This window comes from Pseudomonas sp. PB3P13 (assembly GCF_054897735.1).
The window spans coordinates 3,941,150-3,957,841 of sequence record NZ_CM142702.1 but is presented as its reverse complement, the minus strand read 5'-3'; the positions used below and the strand labels follow the sequence as shown (position 1 = coordinate 3,957,841).

General features: G+C 59.4%; 17 protein-coding genes. 14 read left to right on the top strand and 3 right to left on the bottom strand.

The annotated features are described in order from the left end of the window. Positions 1-325 precede the first annotated feature (325 nt). The 6 genes from ACYZT1_RS18085 (at position 326) to ACYZT1_RS18060 (ending at position 6,243) form a co-directional block, all read left to right on the top strand. Positions 326-808: a GNAT family N-acetyltransferase gene (locus tag ACYZT1_RS18085; RefSeq protein ID WP_462016031.1), complete on the top strand. Its 483-nt coding sequence runs from the start codon at positions 326-328 to the stop codon at positions 806-808. Between the two features lie 217 nt (positions 809-1,025). Next, positions 1,026-2,018 (top strand): 2-dehydro-3-deoxygalactonokinase, encoded by a 993-nt coding sequence (locus ACYZT1_RS18080; protein ID WP_462016030.1) that lies wholly within the window; start codon positions 1,026-1,028, stop codon positions 2,016-2,018. Positions 2,019-2,037: 19 nt separating this feature from the next. Continuing rightward, entirely contained in the window at positions 2,038-2,658 is a 621-nt protein-coding gene (locus tag ACYZT1_RS18075; RefSeq protein WP_462016029.1) for a 2-dehydro-3-deoxy-6-phosphogalactonate aldolase, read from the top strand. Between the two features lie 61 nt (positions 2,659-2,719). After that, positions 2,720-3,868 (top strand): galactonate dehydratase, encoded by a 1,149-nt coding sequence (gene dgoD / locus ACYZT1_RS18070; protein ID WP_008152275.1) that lies wholly within the window; start codon positions 2,720-2,722, stop codon positions 3,866-3,868. Positions 3,869-4,065: 197 nt separating this feature from the next. Beyond that, positions 4,066-5,376, top strand: a complete 1,311-nt coding sequence (locus tag ACYZT1_RS18065; RefSeq protein WP_462016028.1) for an MFS transporter — start codon at positions 4,066-4,068, stop codon at positions 5,374-5,376. 60 nt (positions 5,377-5,436) lie between these two features. Continuing rightward, positions 5,437-6,243, top strand: coding sequence for an IclR family transcriptional regulator (locus ACYZT1_RS18060; RefSeq protein WP_462016027.1), 807 nt, complete (start codon positions 5,437-5,439; stop codon positions 6,241-6,243). Positions 6,244-6,247: 4 nt separating this feature from the next. Here ACYZT1_RS18060 and ACYZT1_RS18055 read toward each other — a convergent pair whose 3' ends face one another. Next, positions 6,248-7,300, bottom strand: coding sequence for an NAD(P)-dependent alcohol dehydrogenase (locus ACYZT1_RS18055; protein ID WP_462016026.1), 1,053 nt, complete (start codon positions 7,298-7,300; stop codon positions 6,248-6,250). A gap of 191 nt (positions 7,301-7,491) precedes the next feature. On the opposite strand from ACYZT1_RS18055, the gene ACYZT1_RS18050 reads away from it, so the two are divergent. After that, entirely contained in the window at positions 7,492-8,382 is an 891-nt protein-coding gene (locus ACYZT1_RS18050; protein ID WP_462016025.1) for an AraC family transcriptional regulator, read from the top strand. A gap of 96 nt (positions 8,383-8,478) precedes the next feature. On the opposite strand, the gene ACYZT1_RS18045 is transcribed toward ACYZT1_RS18050, so the two are convergent. Continuing rightward, entirely contained in the window at positions 8,479-10,143 is a 1,665-nt protein-coding gene (locus ACYZT1_RS18045) for an electron transfer flavoprotein-ubiquinone oxidoreductase (protein ID WP_462016024.1), read from the bottom strand. A gap of 353 nt (positions 10,144-10,496) precedes the next feature. Continuing rightward, positions 10,497-10,688, bottom strand: coding sequence for a hypothetical protein (locus ACYZT1_RS18040; RefSeq protein ID WP_462016023.1), 192 nt, complete (start codon positions 10,686-10,688; stop codon positions 10,497-10,499). Between ACYZT1_RS18040 and ACYZT1_RS18035 the strand changes: the two genes are divergently transcribed. The 7 genes from ACYZT1_RS18035 to ACYZT1_RS18005 all read left to right on the top strand — a co-directional run bounded on the left by ACYZT1_RS18035 (position 10,687) and on the right by ACYZT1_RS18005 (position 16,684). Continuing rightward, complete coding sequence (locus ACYZT1_RS18035) at positions 10,687-11,436, top strand: electron transfer flavoprotein subunit beta/FixA family protein (protein ID WP_462016022.1); 750 nt, start codon at positions 10,687-10,689, stop codon at positions 11,434-11,436. The two genes, ACYZT1_RS18040 and ACYZT1_RS18035, sit on opposite strands and share 2 nt — an antisense overlap. A 2-nt stretch (positions 11,437-11,438) precedes the next feature. After that, positions 11,439-12,368, top strand: a complete 930-nt coding sequence (locus ACYZT1_RS18030) for an electron transfer flavoprotein subunit alpha/FixB family protein (protein WP_462016021.1) — start codon at positions 11,439-11,441, stop codon at positions 12,366-12,368. Positions 12,369-12,476: 108 nt separating this feature from the next. Then, positions 12,477-13,271: a substrate-binding periplasmic protein gene (locus ACYZT1_RS18025; protein WP_462019276.1), complete on the top strand. Its 795-nt coding sequence runs from the start codon at positions 12,477-12,479 to the stop codon at positions 13,269-13,271. Between the two features lie 9 nt (positions 13,272-13,280). Then, positions 13,281-13,637 (top strand): DUF4398 domain-containing protein, encoded by a 357-nt coding sequence (locus tag ACYZT1_RS18020; protein ID WP_462016020.1) that lies wholly within the window; start codon positions 13,281-13,283, stop codon positions 13,635-13,637. Next, positions 13,634-14,446 (top strand): OmpA family protein, encoded by an 813-nt coding sequence (locus ACYZT1_RS18015; RefSeq protein ID WP_462016019.1) that lies wholly within the window; start codon positions 13,634-13,636, stop codon positions 14,444-14,446. Before ACYZT1_RS18020 ends, ACYZT1_RS18015 begins: the two co-directional genes overlap by 4 nt. 217 nt (positions 14,447-14,663) lie before the next feature. Beyond that, positions 14,664-16,103: an aminotransferase-like domain-containing protein gene (locus tag ACYZT1_RS18010; protein ID WP_462016018.1), complete on the top strand. Its 1,440-nt coding sequence runs from the start codon at positions 14,664-14,666 to the stop codon at positions 16,101-16,103. A gap of 89 nt (positions 16,104-16,192) precedes the next feature. Next, positions 16,193-16,684 (top strand): translation initiation factor 2, encoded by a 492-nt coding sequence (locus ACYZT1_RS18005; protein ID WP_462016017.1) that lies wholly within the window; start codon positions 16,193-16,195, stop codon positions 16,682-16,684. Positions 16,685-16,692 lie beyond the last annotated feature (8 nt).

The window sequence follows — 16,692 nt, the reverse complement described above, 5'->3', positions numbered from 1 at the left end:
CGCCAGGTTTAGCCCTGCCGGCAGCGCGGGCTCGAGTAATGCGCTCAGGGTATGCCCGAACACAAAATTTCTGACAGTCCCCAGTGAACGCGCTTAAGTGGCGAGGGGGCTTGCCCCCGTGGGGTTGCGCAGCCGCCCCAGTAGGCCATGGTATCTTTTGAGGTAAACACCGGACTGCTGCGCAGTTCAACGGGGGCAAGCCCCCTCGCCACAAGGCCCCTCGCCACAAAAAAAACTCACACAAAAGCCCGCTAAGCACAGGATTTCCCAAGTGACGAGTGCCGACTTAGTATGGCGTTTTCAACTTATCGAACAAGGCACGTCCATGACCATCGAAATCCGCGCGGCGACTCCCAGCGATGCGCCGCAGATCCTCGGGTTCATTACCGAGCTGGCCGACTATGAACGTGCCCGTCACGAAGTCATCGCCAGCGTCGCCGACATCGAACGCAGCCTCTTCAGCGAGGGCGCCACTGCTCACGGTCTGATTTGCCTGCGCGACGGGCTGCCCATCGGCTTCGCCGTGTTCTTCTTCAGTTATTCCACCTGGCTCGGCAGCAATTGCCTGTACCTCGAAGACCTCTACATCACTCCCGAACAACGCGGCGGCGGCGCGGGCAAAACCTTGCTGCGCCATCTGGCAAAAATCGCCTGCGCCAACGACTGCGGGCGTTTCGAATGGAGCGTGCTGGACTGGAACAAACCGGCAATCGACTTCTACGAGTCCCTCGGCGCAAGGCCGCAGGAGGAGTGGGTGCGGTATCGGATGGACGGGGCGTTGTTGCGGGAGTTTGCCAACGGCACTTGACAGCCGTTTAAAGATCGCAGCCTTCGTCAGCTCCTACCGATCTGTTCTGCGCCGCCTTGCGGCCGGACATCACTACACGTAGGAGCTGACGAAGGCTGCGATCTTTTTATTGTCTTTATCCCGTTATGTGGGATAGCCATTTATATATTGAGATTTTTCCTCGTTCAGGTTTATAGTCCGGCTCACTCACTGACCAAAAAACAAAACAGGTGAAGCGATGCTGGCGCAATTAATCGCGCTCGATTGGGGGACCACCTCATTACGTGCTTACAAACTCGCCGAGGGTGGCCAGGTGCTCGAACAGCGTTCGCTGTCTTCGGGGATCATGCAGCTGCCGAAAACCGCGCGCGTTATCAACGGTCGGCTGTGCGCTGACGGGTTTGAACTGGCGTTCGATGAGGCGTGCGGCGACTGGCTGTATGCGCAGCCGGATTTGCCGGTGATCGCCTGCGGCATGGTCGGCAGCGCTCAGGGCTGGCGTGAAGCGGCTTACTGCGACACGCCGGCAAACGTCGCCAATCTCGGAAAGTCCTTACAAACAGTTCGTAGCCTTCGCGGTGTCGATGTGCACATCGTGCCGGGTGTGATTCAGCGCTCGCGTTTGCCCAATGTCATGCGCGGCGAAGAAACCCAGGTGCTGGGCGTTTTGCAGAATCTCGCCGCCGAGGCGGGCGCCGATCTGTTGATCGGCCTGCCGGGCAGCCATTCGAAATGGGTCGAAGTCGTCGACGGCTGCATCGTCCATTTCGATACCTTCATGACTGGCGAGATCTTCGCCGTACTCAGCGAGCACAGCATTCTGGGGCGCACCCAGCAACGGGGTGCTTGCTTCGACGGCGATGCTTTCGATCGCGGTGTGCAAACAGCCCTGTCTGCAGAGGGTGAGATCGGCCCGCTATCGACGGTTTTCAGCGCCCGCAGCCTGGGTCTGACCGGTGAGCTGAGTGCCGCTGCCCAGCCCGATTACCTGTCCGGCCTGATGATCGGCCATGAGCTGCTGGCCCTGGCCACCGTCCAGCGTCGGCGCCGCGATACCGTGCATCTGCCCTCGATCATTCTGATCGGCAACGCTCAATTATGTACTCGCTACCGCCGTGCGCTCGACGCCTGCGGTTTCGCCTGCGTGACCCTGGCCGAGCAAGCCACCGAACGCGGGTTGTGGCAGTTGGCGCTGGCCGCCGGGCTGGTCGCAGCACCTACATCCCGTTAAACCTGACTGGAGGTCTGACATGCTCAAACAAGCACTGGCGCAAAACGGTCTGATTGCGATCTTGCGGGGCCTGCGTCCGCAAGAGGCCGCGGCTATCGGAGAAGTCCTGTATGCCGCCGGATTTCGCGTCATCGAGGTGCCGCTCAATTCCCCTGAGCCGTACGAAAGTATCCGCATCCTGCGCAGTACGTTGCCCGCCGATTGCCTGATCGGCGCGGGCACCGTGTTGACGCCGGATCAAGTCGAGCAGGTGAAAGCGGCGGGTGGCCAGGTGATCGTCATGCCGCACAGCGATGCCAGGGTTTTGCGCGCGGCGAAAGCGGCGGGGCTGTATCTGTCGCCGGGTGTCGCGACGCCGACCGAAGCATTCGCCGCACTGGCCGAAGGCGCGGATGTGCTGAAGCTGTTCCCCGCCGAGCAGATGAACCCGGCTGTCGTCAAAGCCTGGCTCGCGGTACTGCCGGCCGGAACGATTCTGGCGCCGGTCGGCGGCATCACCCCGGACAACATGCAGGCGTTCATCGATGCCGGCGTTAAAGGCTTCGGCCTCGGTTCCGGTCTGTTTAAACCGGGCATGACACCTGAGCAAGTGGCGACCAATGCCGAGGCCTATGTCGCTGCCTGGAAAGCCCTTCGCTAAGAATTTTTGGCGCTGCAAACGCCGCATCTGATAAAGCTGCATTTATAACAAGAGGCACGAGATGAAAATCACCAAACTGACCACCTTCATCGTTCCACCGCGCTGGTGCTTCCTCAAGGTCGAGACCGACGAGGGCGTGACCGGTTGGGGCGAGCCCGTGGTGGAGGGCCGCGCCCACACCGTCGCCGCGGCTGTTGAGGAATTGTCCGACTACCTGATCGGCAAAGACCCACGCAATATCGAAGATATCTGGACGGTGCTGTACCGCGGCGGCTTTTACCGGGGAGGCGCGATTCACATGAGCGCACTGGCCGGTATTGATCAGGCGTTGTGGGACATCAAGGGCAAGGCCTTGGGTGTGTCGGTCAGTGACCTGTTGGGTGGCCAGGTGCGTGACAAGATTCGCGTCTATTCATGGATCGGCGGCGACCGCCCGGCGGACACCGCGCGCGCCGCGAAAGAGGCCGTCGAACGCGGTTTCACCGCGGTAAAAATGAACGGCACCGAAGAGCTGCAGTTCCTTGATTCCTTCGAAAAGGTCGACCTCGCTCTGGCCAATGTCGCCGCCGTACGCGATGCGGTGGGCCCGAACGTCGGCATCGGTGTGGACTTCCATGGTCGCGTGCACAAGCCGATGGCCAAGGTGCTGATGAAGGAACTCGACCCGTACAAACTGATGTTCATCGAAGAACCGGTGCTCAGCGAAAACTACGAAGCGTTGAAAGAACTCGCGCCGTTGACCAGCACCCCGATTGCCCTCGGTGAGCGGCTGTTTTCGCGCTGGGATTTCAAGCGCGTGCTCAGCGAAGGGTATGTCGACATCATTCAGCCGGATGCGTCCCACGCTGGCGGCATCACCGAAACCCGCAAGATCGCCAACATGGCCGAGGCCTACGACGTGGCGCTGGCGCTGCATTGCCCGCTGGGTCCGATTGCGCTGGCCGCGTGCCTGCAACTGGACGCGGTTTGCTACAACGCGTTTATCCAGGAGCAGAGCCTGGGCATTCATTACAACGAGAGCAACGACCTGCTGGATTACGTCAAGGATCCACGGGTGTTCGACTACGACAAAGGCTTCGTGAAGATTCCGAACGGCCCGGGCCTGGGGATCGAGATCAACGAAGAGTACGTGATCGAACGCGCAGCCGTCGGTCATCGTTGGCGTAACCCGATCTGGCGCCATGCCGATGGCAGTTTTGCCGAGTGGTGATCGTTCTTTGAATCATCTTTGAGCCCCTGTGGGAGCCAGCTTGCTCGCGAAAGCGGTGTGTCAGACGACGTCAATGCTGAATGAAAAACCGCTATCGCGAGCAAGCTCGCTCCCACACTGGATCCCCATGGACGGGAGATTTGCGTCAACCCTCGATTTCTCATCGACCTCAATAAACACAAAAAGAGGCACACCCCATGCAACCGCAAACCCTCACCGGGCAGGCGTCGTTGGTGGCGCCCAGCCGCAAGCGATTTTTCATCATGGTGCTGTTGTTCATCACCGTGGTCATCAACTATCTGGACCGCAGCAACCTGTCGATTGCCGCCCCGGCGCTGACCAGCGAACTGGGAATCGACCCGATCCACGTCGGCCTGATTTTCTCTGCATTCGGCTGGACGTACGCCGCCATGCAGATTCCCGGGGGCTGGCTGGTTGACCGCGTTCCGCCACGCATCCTCTACAGCGTCGCTTTATTGCTGTGGTCGATCGCCACGGTCATGCTCGGCTTCGCCGCCAGTTTCATCGCATTGTTTGTTTTGCGCATGGCCGTCGGTGCGCTCGAAGCGCCGGCGTATCCGATCAATAGCCGCGTGGTCACGACCTGGTTTCCGGAGCGCGAACGCGCCACGGCGATCGGTTTCTACACGTCGGGGCAGTTCGTCGGCCTCGCATTTCTGACGCCGGTCCTGGCCTGGTTGCAGCACCATTACGGCTGGCACATGGTATTCGTCAGCACCGGTGCGGTGGGCATTCTCTGGGCGGTGATCTGGTACGCCGTTTACCGCGAGCCACGGGAATTCAAGGGTGCCAATGACGCCGAAATCGAGCTGATCCGTGAAGGCGGCGGGCTGGTCGATATCCAGGCCGACTCCGCCAAGGCTAAGGCAAAATTCAGCTGGACAGACCTCGGCATCGTTCTCAGTAAACGCAAACTCTGGGGTATTTACCTCGGCCAGTTCTGCCTCAATTCGACCCTGTGGTTTTTTCTGACCTGGTTCCCGACCTATCTGGTGAAATATCGCGGCATGGACTTCATCAAGTCCGGCCTGCTGGCGTCGCTGCCGTTTCTCGCAGCCTTCGTCGGCGTGCTCTGCTCGGGTTTCTTTTCCGACTTTTTGATCCGTCGCGGTTACACCGTGGGCTTCGCGCGCAAACTGCCGATCATCGGTGGCTTGCTGATCTCCACGTCGATCATCGGCGCTAACTTCGTTGAATCGACGCCCCTGGTGATTGCATTCCTCGCCCTGGCCTTCTTCGGCAACGGCCTGGCGTCGATCACCTGGTCACTGGTGTCCACGTTGGCACCGGCGCGTTTACTGGGACTGACCGGCGGAGTGTTCAATTTCATCGGCAACTTGTCAGCGATTACCACGCCGATTGTCATTGGTTTCCTCGCCACCGGTGATTCGTTTGCCCCGGCGATCACCTACATTTCGGTGCTTGCGCTGATCGGCGCACTTTCCTACGTGTTGCTGGTGGGGAAGGTCGAACGGATCAAGTTGTAGTCGCAGCCTTCGGGCGACCATAATGCCGCCCGTTCACTCGCTCAACGGTAAAGGCAGGATATGCAGGAAGACGCCCCAAAAGTAGCCAAGGACGCCGCGCCGACCGGCACCCAGACACTGCTACGCGGTCTGGGTGTGGTGCAGGCCGTGGCCAGTGGCGCTCGCGATCTCAAGGAAATCGCCCGGCTGATTGGCACCACGCGCAGCACCACCCATCGTCTGGCCAGTTGCCTGGTGGACGAACGCTATCTGCGCGTTGTGCCGCAAGTTGGCTATCTGCTGGGTCCGAAGCTGATCGAGCTGGGTTTTCAGGCGCGTGAAGAACTGCCGCTGGTGAGCTTGGCCGGGCCTTATCTGGATGAGTTGTCGGCACTGACCGGCGACACCATTCACCTGGCGATTCGTGAAGGCGACGAGGTGCTTTACCTGCACAAGAACCCTGGGCGCAACGGCCCGGAAATGCGCTCGCGGGTCGGCCACCGCATGCCGCTGGCGCGTACCGGGATCGGCAAAGCGTTGATGCTGGATGACACACAGCAGGAATGGCAGCGACTGTACGAAGTCAGCCTGCCGGCAGGTGGGAAAAATCAGTTCTGGCCGCTGCATCCGGAACAATCCTGGGAGCAGTTTCAGCAGCGCATGGTTGAGTATGTTGCGGGCGGTTACGCGTTCGATCTGGAAGACAACGAACCGTCGATCCGCTGTGTGGCGGCGCCGATCCGCGATGCCGGCAAACGCATCGTCGCCGGCATCAGCATCGCCAGCACCGTGCCCTATATGCCGCTGGAAAAGATGGCCGAGCTGATCCCCCTGATCAAAGGGGTCACAGCCCGGCTTTCGGCGGAGCTGGGGCTGAAGATAGCTTGAAGGATCAGCCCTTCAGTGTCGCCATGTCGATGACGAAACGGTACTTCACGTCACCGGCAATCATGCGGGCGTAGGCTTCGTTGATCTGACGAATGTCGAGCATTTCGATGTCGCAAGTGACGCCCTGCTCGGCGCAGAAATCCAGCACCTCCTGGGTTTCGGCAATCCCGCCGATCAGCGAACCGGCCAATACACGACGGCTCATCACCAGTTTGCCAGCGTGGACCGGTGGTTCAATCGGCTCGATCAAGCCGACCAGAATGTGCACGCCGTCGAACCGCAAGGTATCCAGGTAGGGATTGAGGTCGTGTTGCACCGGAATGGTGTCGAGCAGGAAGTCGAAATGACCGGCAGCGGCCTTCATTTGTTCGGCATCGGTGGACACGATCACGTGGTCCGCACCCTGGCGACGGCCTTCCTCAGCCTTGCTTGCCGAGCGAGTGAACAACGTCACTTCCGCGCCCATGGCCTTGGCGAACTTGATGCCCATGTGGCCGAGGCCGCCCATGCCGAGGATGCCGACCTTGTCGCCCGCTTTGACGCCGTAATGCTTGAGCGGCGAATAGGTGGTGATCCCGGCGCAGAGAATCGGCGCGGCGCTGGCCGGGTCGAGTTTTTCTGGAATGCGTACGACGAAATGCTCGCTGACGACGATGCTGTCGGAATAACCACCCATGGTGTTGCTGCCGTCCACGCGGTCCGGGGTGGCGTAGGTCAGGGTTGGACCTTCGAGGCAGTACTGCTCCAGGTTCGCCTGGCAGGCTTCGCAACTGCGGCAGGAGTCGACCATGCAACCGACCCCGACCAGATCGCCAACTTTGTGATGGGTGACGTTCGCACCGACGGCGGTAACTTTGCCTACGATCTCGTGACCGGGCATCAGCGGGTAAACGGCAATGCCCCACTCGTTGCGGGCCTGGTGAATGTCGGAATGGCAGACGCCGCAGTAGAGAATGTCGATCGCCACGTCGTCGGCGCGTGGGCTGCGACGTTCGAATTTCATCGGGGCGAGGGGCGTGGTGGCCGACTGGGCGGCATATCCGATAGCGGTGTACATGGTGAACCTCGCAGAAGCAGTGACGGGTGAGGCGGTGAATTCTGGGCGCCATCTCCTGCGTCGGCCATGGCGATTCCTACGGGTGTCATGCCTAATCCTCCGGGATGTGCCGTCGATTGGTCGCATTGGCCATCAGACCTGCGATGATGCTTTCATGCCTTCACCCCGACTTTTTCAGTGCAGAGTTTTCCATGTTGTTGACCCGTCATCTCGATGCCAACGCCACCCTGGTTTCATTGGTTCAGCCGCTCACCACGCGCGACGGCTTCGCGCCGACCGCGTTGCCCGGCGTGCAAGTGTTGCGTGCCAGCTGCGATGTGGCGCGGGGGCCGCAGATCTATGAGCCGAGCCTGGTCATCATCGCCCAAGGCAGCAAGTTGGCGTACCTGGGGCCGCGCACGCTGGAATACGGCGCCGGGCATTATCTGATTCAGGCATTGCCGGTGCCTTTCGAGTGCGAGACTTTCGCCGCTCCGGATGGGCCGATGCTTGGCGTCTCCATCGCGATCGATCGCGTGTTGCTCGGGGAGTTGGTATTGGCCATGGGCCTGGCACCGGGGCGCCATATCCAGGCGCAAACGCCCGAGTCCATGACCTCGGCCGTGCTTGACGATGCCATGCGCGGTTGCGTCGAAAGGTTGCTGCGCTGTCTGCACGATCCGCTGGAATGCCAGATCATGGGCCAGGCCCGTTTGCGCGAGCTGCTGTTTGTGGCCCTCCGCGGGCCGCAAGCCGATGTGTTGCGTGCGCTGGTGGAGCAGCAGGGGCAGTTTGCGCGGATCGCTGCGTCGCTCAATCATCTGCACGCACATTACACCGAACCGTTGAACGTCGAGACCCTGGCCAGTTGCGCCAATATGAGTGCGTCGACTTTTCATGAGCACTTCAAACGCAGCACGCTGCTGTCACCGGTGCAGTATTTGAAGCGTTTGCGGCTGCTCAAGGCGCAGACATTGCTGGTTGCAGAAGGTTTGGGCGTGGCGCAAGTCGCGCATCGGGTCGGTTATCAGAGCACGTCGCAGTTCAGTCGCGAGTACAAGCGCTATTTTGAGCGTAATCCCGGCGATGAGCGCGTCGCCTGAAACACCATAATCCCACATTGGATTTGTGTTTTTGCTTGAATGGCGGGCAACAAAAAGGCCCCCGATTTCGGGAGCCTTGATGTTCAGCCATTCAACTTACATGTTCGGGTAAGTCGGGCCGCCGGCACCTTCCGGTGCCACCCAGGTGATGTTCTGTGCAGGGTCCTTGATGTCGCAGGTCTTGCAGTGAACGCAGTTCTGGGCGTTGATCTGGAAGCGCTTCTCGCCATCTTCCCTGGTGACCACTTCATACACGCCGGCCGGGCAGTAGCGCTGGGCAGGCTCATCGTAGAGCGGCAGGTTTTTGCCGATCGGGATGCTCGGGTCGGTCAGCTTGAGGTGGCAAGGTTGTTCTTCTTCGTGGTTGGTACCGGAGATGAATACCGAGCTGAGTTTGTCAAAGCTGATCTTGCCGTCCGGTTTCGGGTAGTCGATCTTCTTGCAGTCCGCCGCGAGTTTCAGGCACGCGTAATCCGGCGTGTTGTCGTGCAAGGTGAACGGCAGTTTACCGCCAAAAATGTTCTGATCGAGCCAGTTGAAACCGCCGCCGACGATAGCGCCGTACTTGTGAATCGCCGCGCCGAAGTTGCGGCTGGCAAACAGTTCTTCGTAGAGCCAGCTCTTTTTGAACGCGTCGACGTAAGTGATCAGCTCTTCAGTGCCATCCTTCTCGGCGAACAATGCCTCGGCGACAGACTCAGCAGCGAGCATGCCGGACTTCATCGCGGTGTGGCTGCCTTTGATCTTGGCGAAGTTCAGCGTGCCGAGGTCGCAACCGATCAACGCGCCGCCCTTGAAGACCATCTTCGGCAGCGAGTTCAGGCCACCTTTGCAGATTGCGCGAGCGCCATAGCTAACGCGCTTGCCCCCTTCCAGATACTGCTTGAGCACCGGATGATGCTTGAGGCGCTGGAACTCGTCGAATGGCGAGAGGAAGGTGTTGCTGTAGGAAAGATCGATGATCAGGCCAACCACCACCTGATTGTTTTCCAGGTGATACAGGAACGATCCGCCGGTGTTTTCGCTGCCCATGATGTCCATCGGCCAACCGGCCGTGTGCACCACCAGGCCTGGCTGATGCCTGGCCGGGTCAATGTCCCAGATCTCTTTCAGACCGATGCCGTAGTGCTGGGCGTCGGCTTCACTGTCGAGATTGAAGCGCTTGATCAACTGCTTGCCGATGTGGCCACGGCAACCTTCGGCGAACAGCGTGTACTTGCCGCGCAATTCCATGCCGGGTGTGTACAGGCCGTCTTTCGGATGGCCTTCGCGGTCGACGCCCAGATCGCCAGTGATGATGCCGCGAACCACGCCGTTCTCATCGATCAGCGCTTCCTGAGCAGCGAAGCCGGGGTAGATTTCTACGCCGAGGTTCTCGGCCTGTTGAGCCAGCCAGCGGCACAGGTTGCCCAGCGAAATGATGTAATTGCCTTCGTTGTGCATGGTCTTGGGCACAAAGAAGTCAGGAATCTTTTGCGCGCTCTCGGCATTTTTCAACACGAAGATGTCGTCGCGGGTGACTGGCGTGTTCAGCGGCGCGCCGAGTGCTTTCCAATCCGGGAACAGTTCATTCAGGGCGCGGGGTTCGAACACCGCGCCGGACAGAATATGAGCACCGACTTCGGAGCCTTTTTCGACCACGCAGACGCTGATTTCCTTACCGGCTTCGGCGGCCTTCTGCTTCAAGCGGCAGGCGGCGGAAAGACCAGCGGGCCCGGCACCGACGATGACCACGTCGAATTCCATGTATTCGCGTTCCACAGGCTATCTCCTACTCAAGGCTCAACAGTTTTTTTCTAATTGGAGGTTTGGTGTCGCATCCATGAATTGCTGCGCGGGGCGCAGAACAGGACCATCGATAGCCACCTTTCTCTCTGGGTGGCGCATTATATCTACACCACTCACAGCGTCCAATACAAACGTTTGTTTGAATCAGCTCCAGCCCAGAGAAATCAAAGTCACCGTGGCTTATGAACGGCTATTTTGCCGTATTGACCGGAATAGGCGTTCCGGTCAAGATACGGTCGGTTTTGCGCTCGCCGTAGGCTGACTGCAGGTTTCAAGAGCACCTCTAAAGACAGGGCGATGGCATTACAAGGTGACGCGCAGCGCAGTTAGGCTCGCAGTTTACACGCCGTGACGTGCAGTGACCTGTTGGTCACCAACGACGAATGGTCATCACGATCATGAGCAGTAATCACTTGACTCATGCCGGCGTTTTTAGAGGTGCCCTTGCGCCGATGAGTATCAACCGCCAGGTTCGCCCGGGCGGCTTTCTTTTCACCGGAGAGTAACGAGGAATCCATGAAGGTTCTTGTAGCTGTCAAACGCGTTGTTGATTACAACGTCAAGGTTCGCGTCAAGGCGGACAATTCCGGCGTTGACCTCGCCAACGTCAAGATGTCGATGAACCCGTTCTGCGAAATCGCAGTGGAAGAAGCCGTACGCCTGAAAGAGAAAGGTGTTGCGACTGAAATCGTCGTCGTCTCCATTGGTCCCGCCACTGCTCAAGAGCAACTGCGCACCGCGCTGGCTCTGGGTGCCGATCGCGCCATTCTCGTCGAATCCGCTGAAGATCTGACTTCGCTGGCCGTTGCCAAACTGTTGAAAGCTGTTGTCGACAAGGAACAGCCTCAGCTGGTGATCTTGGGCAAACAGGCTATCGACAGCGACAACAACCAGACTGGCCAGATGCTCGCCGCGTTGAGCGGTTACGGTCAGGGCACCTTCGCTTCGAAAGTCGAAGTGTCCGGCGACAGCGTTGCCGTGACCCGCGAAATTGACGGCGGCGCGCAGACGGTTTCCCTGAAACTGCCGGCCATCGTCACCACCGACCTGCGTTTGAACGAGCCGCGTTACGCGTCCCTGCCAAACATCATGAAAGCCAAGAAGAAGCCTCTCGAAGTGCTGACTCCGGACGCTTTGGGCGTTTCCACCGCCTCCACCAACAAGACCGTCAAAGTCGAAGCGCCGGCTGCACGCAGCGCGGGTATCAAGGTCAAGTCGGTGGCTGAACTGGTCGAGAAACTGAAAAACGAAGCGAAGGTAATCTGACCATGACTATCTTGGTAATCGCTGAACACGACAACAAGGTAGTGGCTCCGGCCACACTGAACACCGTGGCTGCCGCCGTGAAAATCGGCGGCGACATTCACGTTCTCGTTGCAGGCCAAGGCGCGAGCGCCGTGGCTGAAGCCGCCGCGAAAATCGCTGGCGTGGCAAAAGTGCTGGTGGCGGACAACGCCGCCTACGAGCACCAGTTGCCGGAAAACGTTGCGCCACTGGTTGCAGAGCTGGGTAAAAGCTACAGCCACATCCTGGCTGCCGCGACCTCCAACGGCAAAAACATCCTGCCGCGCGTTGCTGCGCAGCTGGACGTTGACCAGATCTCCGAGATCATTTCGGTCGAAAGCGCTGACACCTTCAAGCGCCCGATCTACGCCGGTAATGCCATCGCTACCGTTCAATCGAACGCTGCGGTAAAAGTGATCACCGTGCGTGCCACCGGTTTCGACCCTGTTGCTGCCGAGGGTGGTTCGGCTGCTGTTGAAGCTGTAGCGGCTGCGCACAACGCCGGCACTTCGAGCTTCGTTGGCGAAGAGCTGGCCAAGTCCGATCGGCCGGAACTGACCGCTGCCAAGATCGTCGTTTCCGGCGGTCGTGGCATGCAGAACGGCGACAACTTCAAACACCTGTATGCCCTGGCCGACAAGCTGGGCGCTGCTGTCGGTGCTTCCCGCGCCGCAGTCGACGCAGGTTTCGTACCCAACGATATGCAGGTCGGGCAGACCGGCAAGATCGTTGCGCCACAGCTGTACATCGCCGTCGGTATCTCCGGCGCGATCCAGCACCTGGCGGGCATGAAAGACTCCAAAGTGATCGTTGCGATCAACAAGGACGAAGAGGCGCCGATCTTCCAGGTAGCCGATTACGGCCTGGTGGCGGACTTGTTCGAAGCCATCCCCGAGCTGGAGAAGCTGGTCTAATCCAGCCGCTTCACTTATAAAGAGCCCGGCCTTTTGGTCGGGTTTTTTTATTCTTCTGTAAACCGGATGGGATAGGAGAGGGTTGTGGGACGAGTGTTCGGTGGGTCGATGCTGCTGGGATTGGCGCTATTGCCAGGGCTGTCGTTTGCCGCAGGCAAGTGCGAGCGCCTGATCGTCACCGGCAGCCCGGACGCTCCGCCATATCTGTGGCAAGATCCGGAAAATCCGAAAAATCTGATCGGTGCCAGTGCCGATCTGTTGCACGAAGTGGCCGGGCAGATGGGGATCAAGGTCGAATTGCTCTACGCCGGCAAGCGGTCGCAAGCGCTCGACGAGGTGCGCAGCGGACGCATGGATATGCTCGCCGATGCGCCGTTGACCGTGGCTGAGCTGGAAACCCTCGATTACATTCATCCGCCGTTATTGAAAAATGACTATTTGGTCTGGACCAGAAAAGACTCTGCACTGGTGTATAACCATGCCAATGACCTTCGCGGACATCCCGGCGCTGTGTCGCAAAAGTCTCGTATGACCTCGGAATTTGCCTCGTTTGCCGAGCAGCAATTGACCCTCGTGCGTACGCCAAACCTGACGCAGGCCTTGCAGAAACTGCTTCTGGGCGAAGTGGAATTTGTTCTCGCGGGTCGCTATTCCGGCCTGGCAGCAGCGCAGGCGTTGAGCATGGCCAATGACCTGGTCGCGCGCGAACAAGCTGTCGACAATCCGGGGCTGTTCCTCGCGATTTCCCACAACTCGGCCTGTAACGATCCGTGGTTGCGCGGACAGCTGGCAAAAAAGATGACAGAATTGCCCACGTCCGGACTGGCGGAGGCTGCCCTGCAGCGCAATATCGAGCGCTGGAAATTGCAGCAGCAACAACCTGTCAGTACCCCAAAACAGTAGGGATTTTTAGTGAGTATTCGACCTCTTTTCGCTGCCCTGGCCATTGTGGCTCTGGCGGGCTGTGCAGCCGATCCGGCGCCGAATGAACAAATCCGCCTGACGGAACAGGCGCTCATACAGGCCAAAGCCGTGGGTGCCACCGCCGACGATGTGCCCGAGATGAAACTGGCCGAACAGAAATTCAGTCGCGCCCAGGGCGACATGGCCGACGAGTCTTACAAGCATGCCCGCATGCGCGCCGAACAGGCGGAACTGGATGCTCGTCTGGCCGAGGCCAAGGTCCTGACTCTGAAAAGCGAAGAACAATTGAATGTGCTCAACACCCGCATCACTCGCCTGCGCAAGCAACTGGGAGATGCCCAATGAGCCTTAACTCAATGGCCCTCGGTGGCTTGCTTCTGGCCGCGTGCGCAAGTCTCCAGGGGTGCGCCGGTCAACGCAGCGAAGACGCCTTGCAGCAGGCCGGCGCCGACTTTCAGAAGGTCAAGGAAGATTCCAACGTGCTGCGTATCGCGCCGAAAGACGTGATTCGCGCCGGTGAGTCATTGGCCCGCGCCGATCGTCTGTCCACCTATTGGGGCAGTGGCTCTGACGTGCAGCATTACGCTTATCTGAGCCAGCGTTACAGCGAAATTGCCCGGGAGCACACCAGTCAGGCGCTCAATGAAGAGCGCGCGGCGAAGCTCGAACTGGAGCGTCAGCGCCTGCAATTGGCCCTGCGCGAATCCAAGTTGCTGAGCGTGCAGCAGCAGGGCAAGTGGCTCGAAGAACAGATTCTCGCGATGGCGACTACGCAGACCGACCGTGGCCTGGTAATGACATTGGGCGACATGTTGTTCGACACCGGCAAAGCGGAGCTGAAGAACTCGGCCAATCGCGTGGTGCTGAAGATCGTGCAGTTCCTGCAGCTCAACCCCAAACGCGTCGTGCGCATCGAAGGCTACGCCGACAGTACCGGCGGCAAGCAGGAAAACCTCAAGCTGTCTCGTGATCGCGCGCAATCGGTGGCGGACGTGCTGATGGACCTGGGCGTCGACGACAAACGCATTCAGGTCGAAGGTTATGGCGACGAATACCCGGTAGACGCCAACGCTTCCGAACGCGGCCGGGCGCAAAACCGTCGCGTGGAAATTGTGTTCTCCGACGAAAAAGGCCAGCTCGGCGCCGCACGGTAGGCGCCTACGGGATTTGCAACAAATCTCCTGTCAAACCCGGCCCTGCCCGACAGCGCCGGGTTTTTTGTATCTGCGATTTGATCCACAAAGCAATACAGTTTTTGCTGACACTGCACTGTACGGTCGACTATTGTGGCAACTGTCCCAGTACACTTCTAAACTGTTCCGGTATTGTTTCACACAAGAATAAAATGCCCGTGAAATCGAGTGCTGCGTCATGACCAATCTCTTGCTCTACCAACGTATTGCTCAGCAACTGGCTGAAGACATCCGCCGTGGCGTCTATCAACCGGGTGAGCGCGTGCCCTCGGTGCGCAAGATGAGTTCGCAGCTCAATGTCAGCCATGCGACGGTGTTGCAGGCTTACGCCAACCTGGAGGATCAGGGCCTGATCCGGGCGCGGCCGCAGTCGGGCTACTACGTGCACCAGACGCCGGCCCTGACCGCGCCGACGCCGGACATTGCCCGCGTCGAACGTCCCGGCCTGGTGACCCGCAGCAGCATCATTCAGCAAGTACTGGTCGAGTCCCGCCGCGAAGGCGTCTTTCCTTTGGGCGCGGCGGTACCCAGTGTTGATTACCTGCCGGTGCGCGCACTGCATCAGCAACTGGCCAAAGTCACCCGATTCCACAGCCCGCGCGCATTCAGTTACATGTTCAGCCCCGGTTTTGAACCGCTGCGTCGACAAGTGGCGATTCGCATGCGCGATGCCGGTGTGGTAGTCGACCCCTCGGAAGTGGTCATTACCCACGGCTGCGTGGATGCGCTGCAAATGTCGCTGCGCGTGCTGACTCGACCGGGCGATCTGATCGCTGCCGAGTCGCCGACCTATTACGGTCTGTTGCAGCTGGCCGATCTGCTCGGCCTCAAAGTCATCGAAATCCCCAGCGACCCCGCCACCGGCATGAGCCTTGAAGCCCTGCAACTGGCCGCCAACCAGTGGTCGATCAAAGCGTTGGTGTTAACCACCCGGCTGAGCAATCCCCTGGGCGGCACCATGCCCGAAGAGCGGCAAAAACAGTTGCTGCGACTGGCATCGGATTTCGATATCCAGGTTGTCGAAGACGATATCTATGGCGAACTGATGTTCGAGCAGGGACGCACCAAGTCGCTCAAGGCTTATGATCGGCTGGATCGGGTGATCTACTGTTCGAGCTTTTCCAAAACCTTGTCGCCTGGCGTGCGGATCGGCTGGATGATCGCCGGCAAATACCAGCAGGAAATCCAGCGCTTGCAAACATTCAGCACGCACTCGGCCTGCAGCGTTACGCAGATGGGCATTGCGGCCTACCTCGAAAACGGCGGGTACGACCGGCATTTGCGCTACATTCGCCAGGAATATCGCAAAAACCTCAGCGCGTTTCAGCTGGCGGTGCAGCAGTATTTCCCGGAAGGCACGCAGATGACCCGGCCCACGGGCGGATTCATTCTGTGGGTCAGTTTGCCGGGGCGGGTCAACACTCAGGAATTGCATGTGCGAGCATTGCAGCAGGGCATCAGCATCGCACCAGGGTTGATTTTCAGTAATACCGAGCAATTCAATCACTGCATCCGGCTCAATTGCGGTACCCCCTGGAACCGTGAAGCCGACCGCGCCTTGATGACACTGGGCATGCTGGCGACCCAGCTCTGCCAGGAAATGGCCAGCGGATTTTGACAGGGCGGGCAGGGATTGCCTGTCTGCGCTTGTCATGTCACGTGCAACAGGCCAGCATATGAACCTCTGCCGCTCACTTCGTTGGGTCCATGAAACCGATTTTGTCTGCCCTCTGGCTTTCGATTTGCCTGCTGGTCACATTCCAGGCTAGCGGTGTCGTTGCGGCTACAGCTCAGGAAAAACCGGCGGCCAGTGCGACGCCGGAAAAATCGGCAACGGCGAAGAAAGCCGCTCCCGCCCAGAAAGCCGCTCCCGCCAAAAAGGCTGCGGCCAAGGTGAAAAAACGCGCACCCATTGCCTCCAAGTCAAAATCAGCTCGCGAGGTGGCCAAGACCAAACTGCCGCGGGTCCCGATTGATCTGAGTTTGCCGGAGGACATGGCTGAAGAACTCAAGCCAGAGGGCACTGTGCCGTTGCCCAAGCGCGAGGCCTTCTTGCCGCAAATGTTTGGGGACAAGACTGGCAGCGAAGCTTTTCAGCTCAACGGACGTTTGATCAGCAACGAAATGCAGCTGCAACTGCGTAATGAGGAGCGTCGTGATGTCGAGGGCGCCGCGCTGGAATTCGAATTCAAGCGCTGAATGACGCA

What these genes read in the sequence shown, in the direction of transcription:
- ACYZT1_RS18085 (WP_462016031.1), top strand. Translation starts at nt 326, where the DNA reads ATGACCATCGAAATCCGCGCGGCGACTCCCAGCGATGCGCCGCAGATC.
- ACYZT1_RS18080 (WP_462016030.1), top strand. Translation starts at nt 1,026, where the DNA reads ATGCTGGCGCAATTAATCGCGCTCGATTGGGGGACCACCTCATTACGT.
- ACYZT1_RS18075 (WP_462016029.1), top strand. Translation starts at nt 2,038, where the DNA reads ATGCTCAAACAAGCACTGGCGCAAAACGGTCTGATTGCGATCTTGCGG.
- dgoD (WP_008152275.1), top strand. Translation starts at nt 2,720, where the DNA reads ATGAAAATCACCAAACTGACCACCTTCATCGTTCCACCGCGCTGGTGC.
- ACYZT1_RS18065 (WP_462016028.1), top strand. Translation starts at nt 4,066, where the DNA reads ATGCAACCGCAAACCCTCACCGGGCAGGCGTCGTTGGTGGCGCCCAGC.
- ACYZT1_RS18060 (WP_462016027.1), top strand. Translation starts at nt 5,437, where the DNA reads ATGCAGGAAGACGCCCCAAAAGTAGCCAAGGACGCCGCGCCGACCGGC.
- ACYZT1_RS18055 (WP_462016026.1), bottom strand. Translation starts at nt 7,300, where the DNA reads ATGTACACCGCTATCGGATATGCCGCCCAGTCGGCCACCACGCCCCTC.
- ACYZT1_RS18050 (WP_462016025.1), top strand. Translation starts at nt 7,492, where the DNA reads ATGTTGTTGACCCGTCATCTCGATGCCAACGCCACCCTGGTTTCATTG.
- ACYZT1_RS18035 (WP_462016022.1), top strand. Translation starts at nt 10,687, where the DNA reads ATGAAGGTTCTTGTAGCTGTCAAACGCGTTGTTGATTACAACGTCAAG.
- ACYZT1_RS18040 (WP_462016023.1), bottom strand. Translation starts at nt 10,688, where the DNA reads ATGGATTCCTCGTTACTCTCCGGTGAAAAGAAAGCCGCCCGGGCGAAC.
- ACYZT1_RS18030 (WP_462016021.1), top strand. Translation starts at nt 11,439, where the DNA reads ATGACTATCTTGGTAATCGCTGAACACGACAACAAGGTAGTGGCTCCG.
- ACYZT1_RS18025 (WP_462019276.1), top strand. Translation starts at nt 12,477, where the DNA reads ATGCTGCTGGGATTGGCGCTATTGCCAGGGCTGTCGTTTGCCGCAGGC.
- ACYZT1_RS18015 (WP_462016019.1), top strand. Translation starts at nt 13,634, where the DNA reads ATGAGCCTTAACTCAATGGCCCTCGGTGGCTTGCTTCTGGCCGCGTGC.
- ACYZT1_RS18010 (WP_462016018.1), top strand. Translation starts at nt 14,664, where the DNA reads ATGACCAATCTCTTGCTCTACCAACGTATTGCTCAGCAACTGGCTGAA.
- ACYZT1_RS18005 (WP_462016017.1), top strand. Translation starts at nt 16,193, where the DNA reads ATGAAACCGATTTTGTCTGCCCTCTGGCTTTCGATTTGCCTGCTGGTC.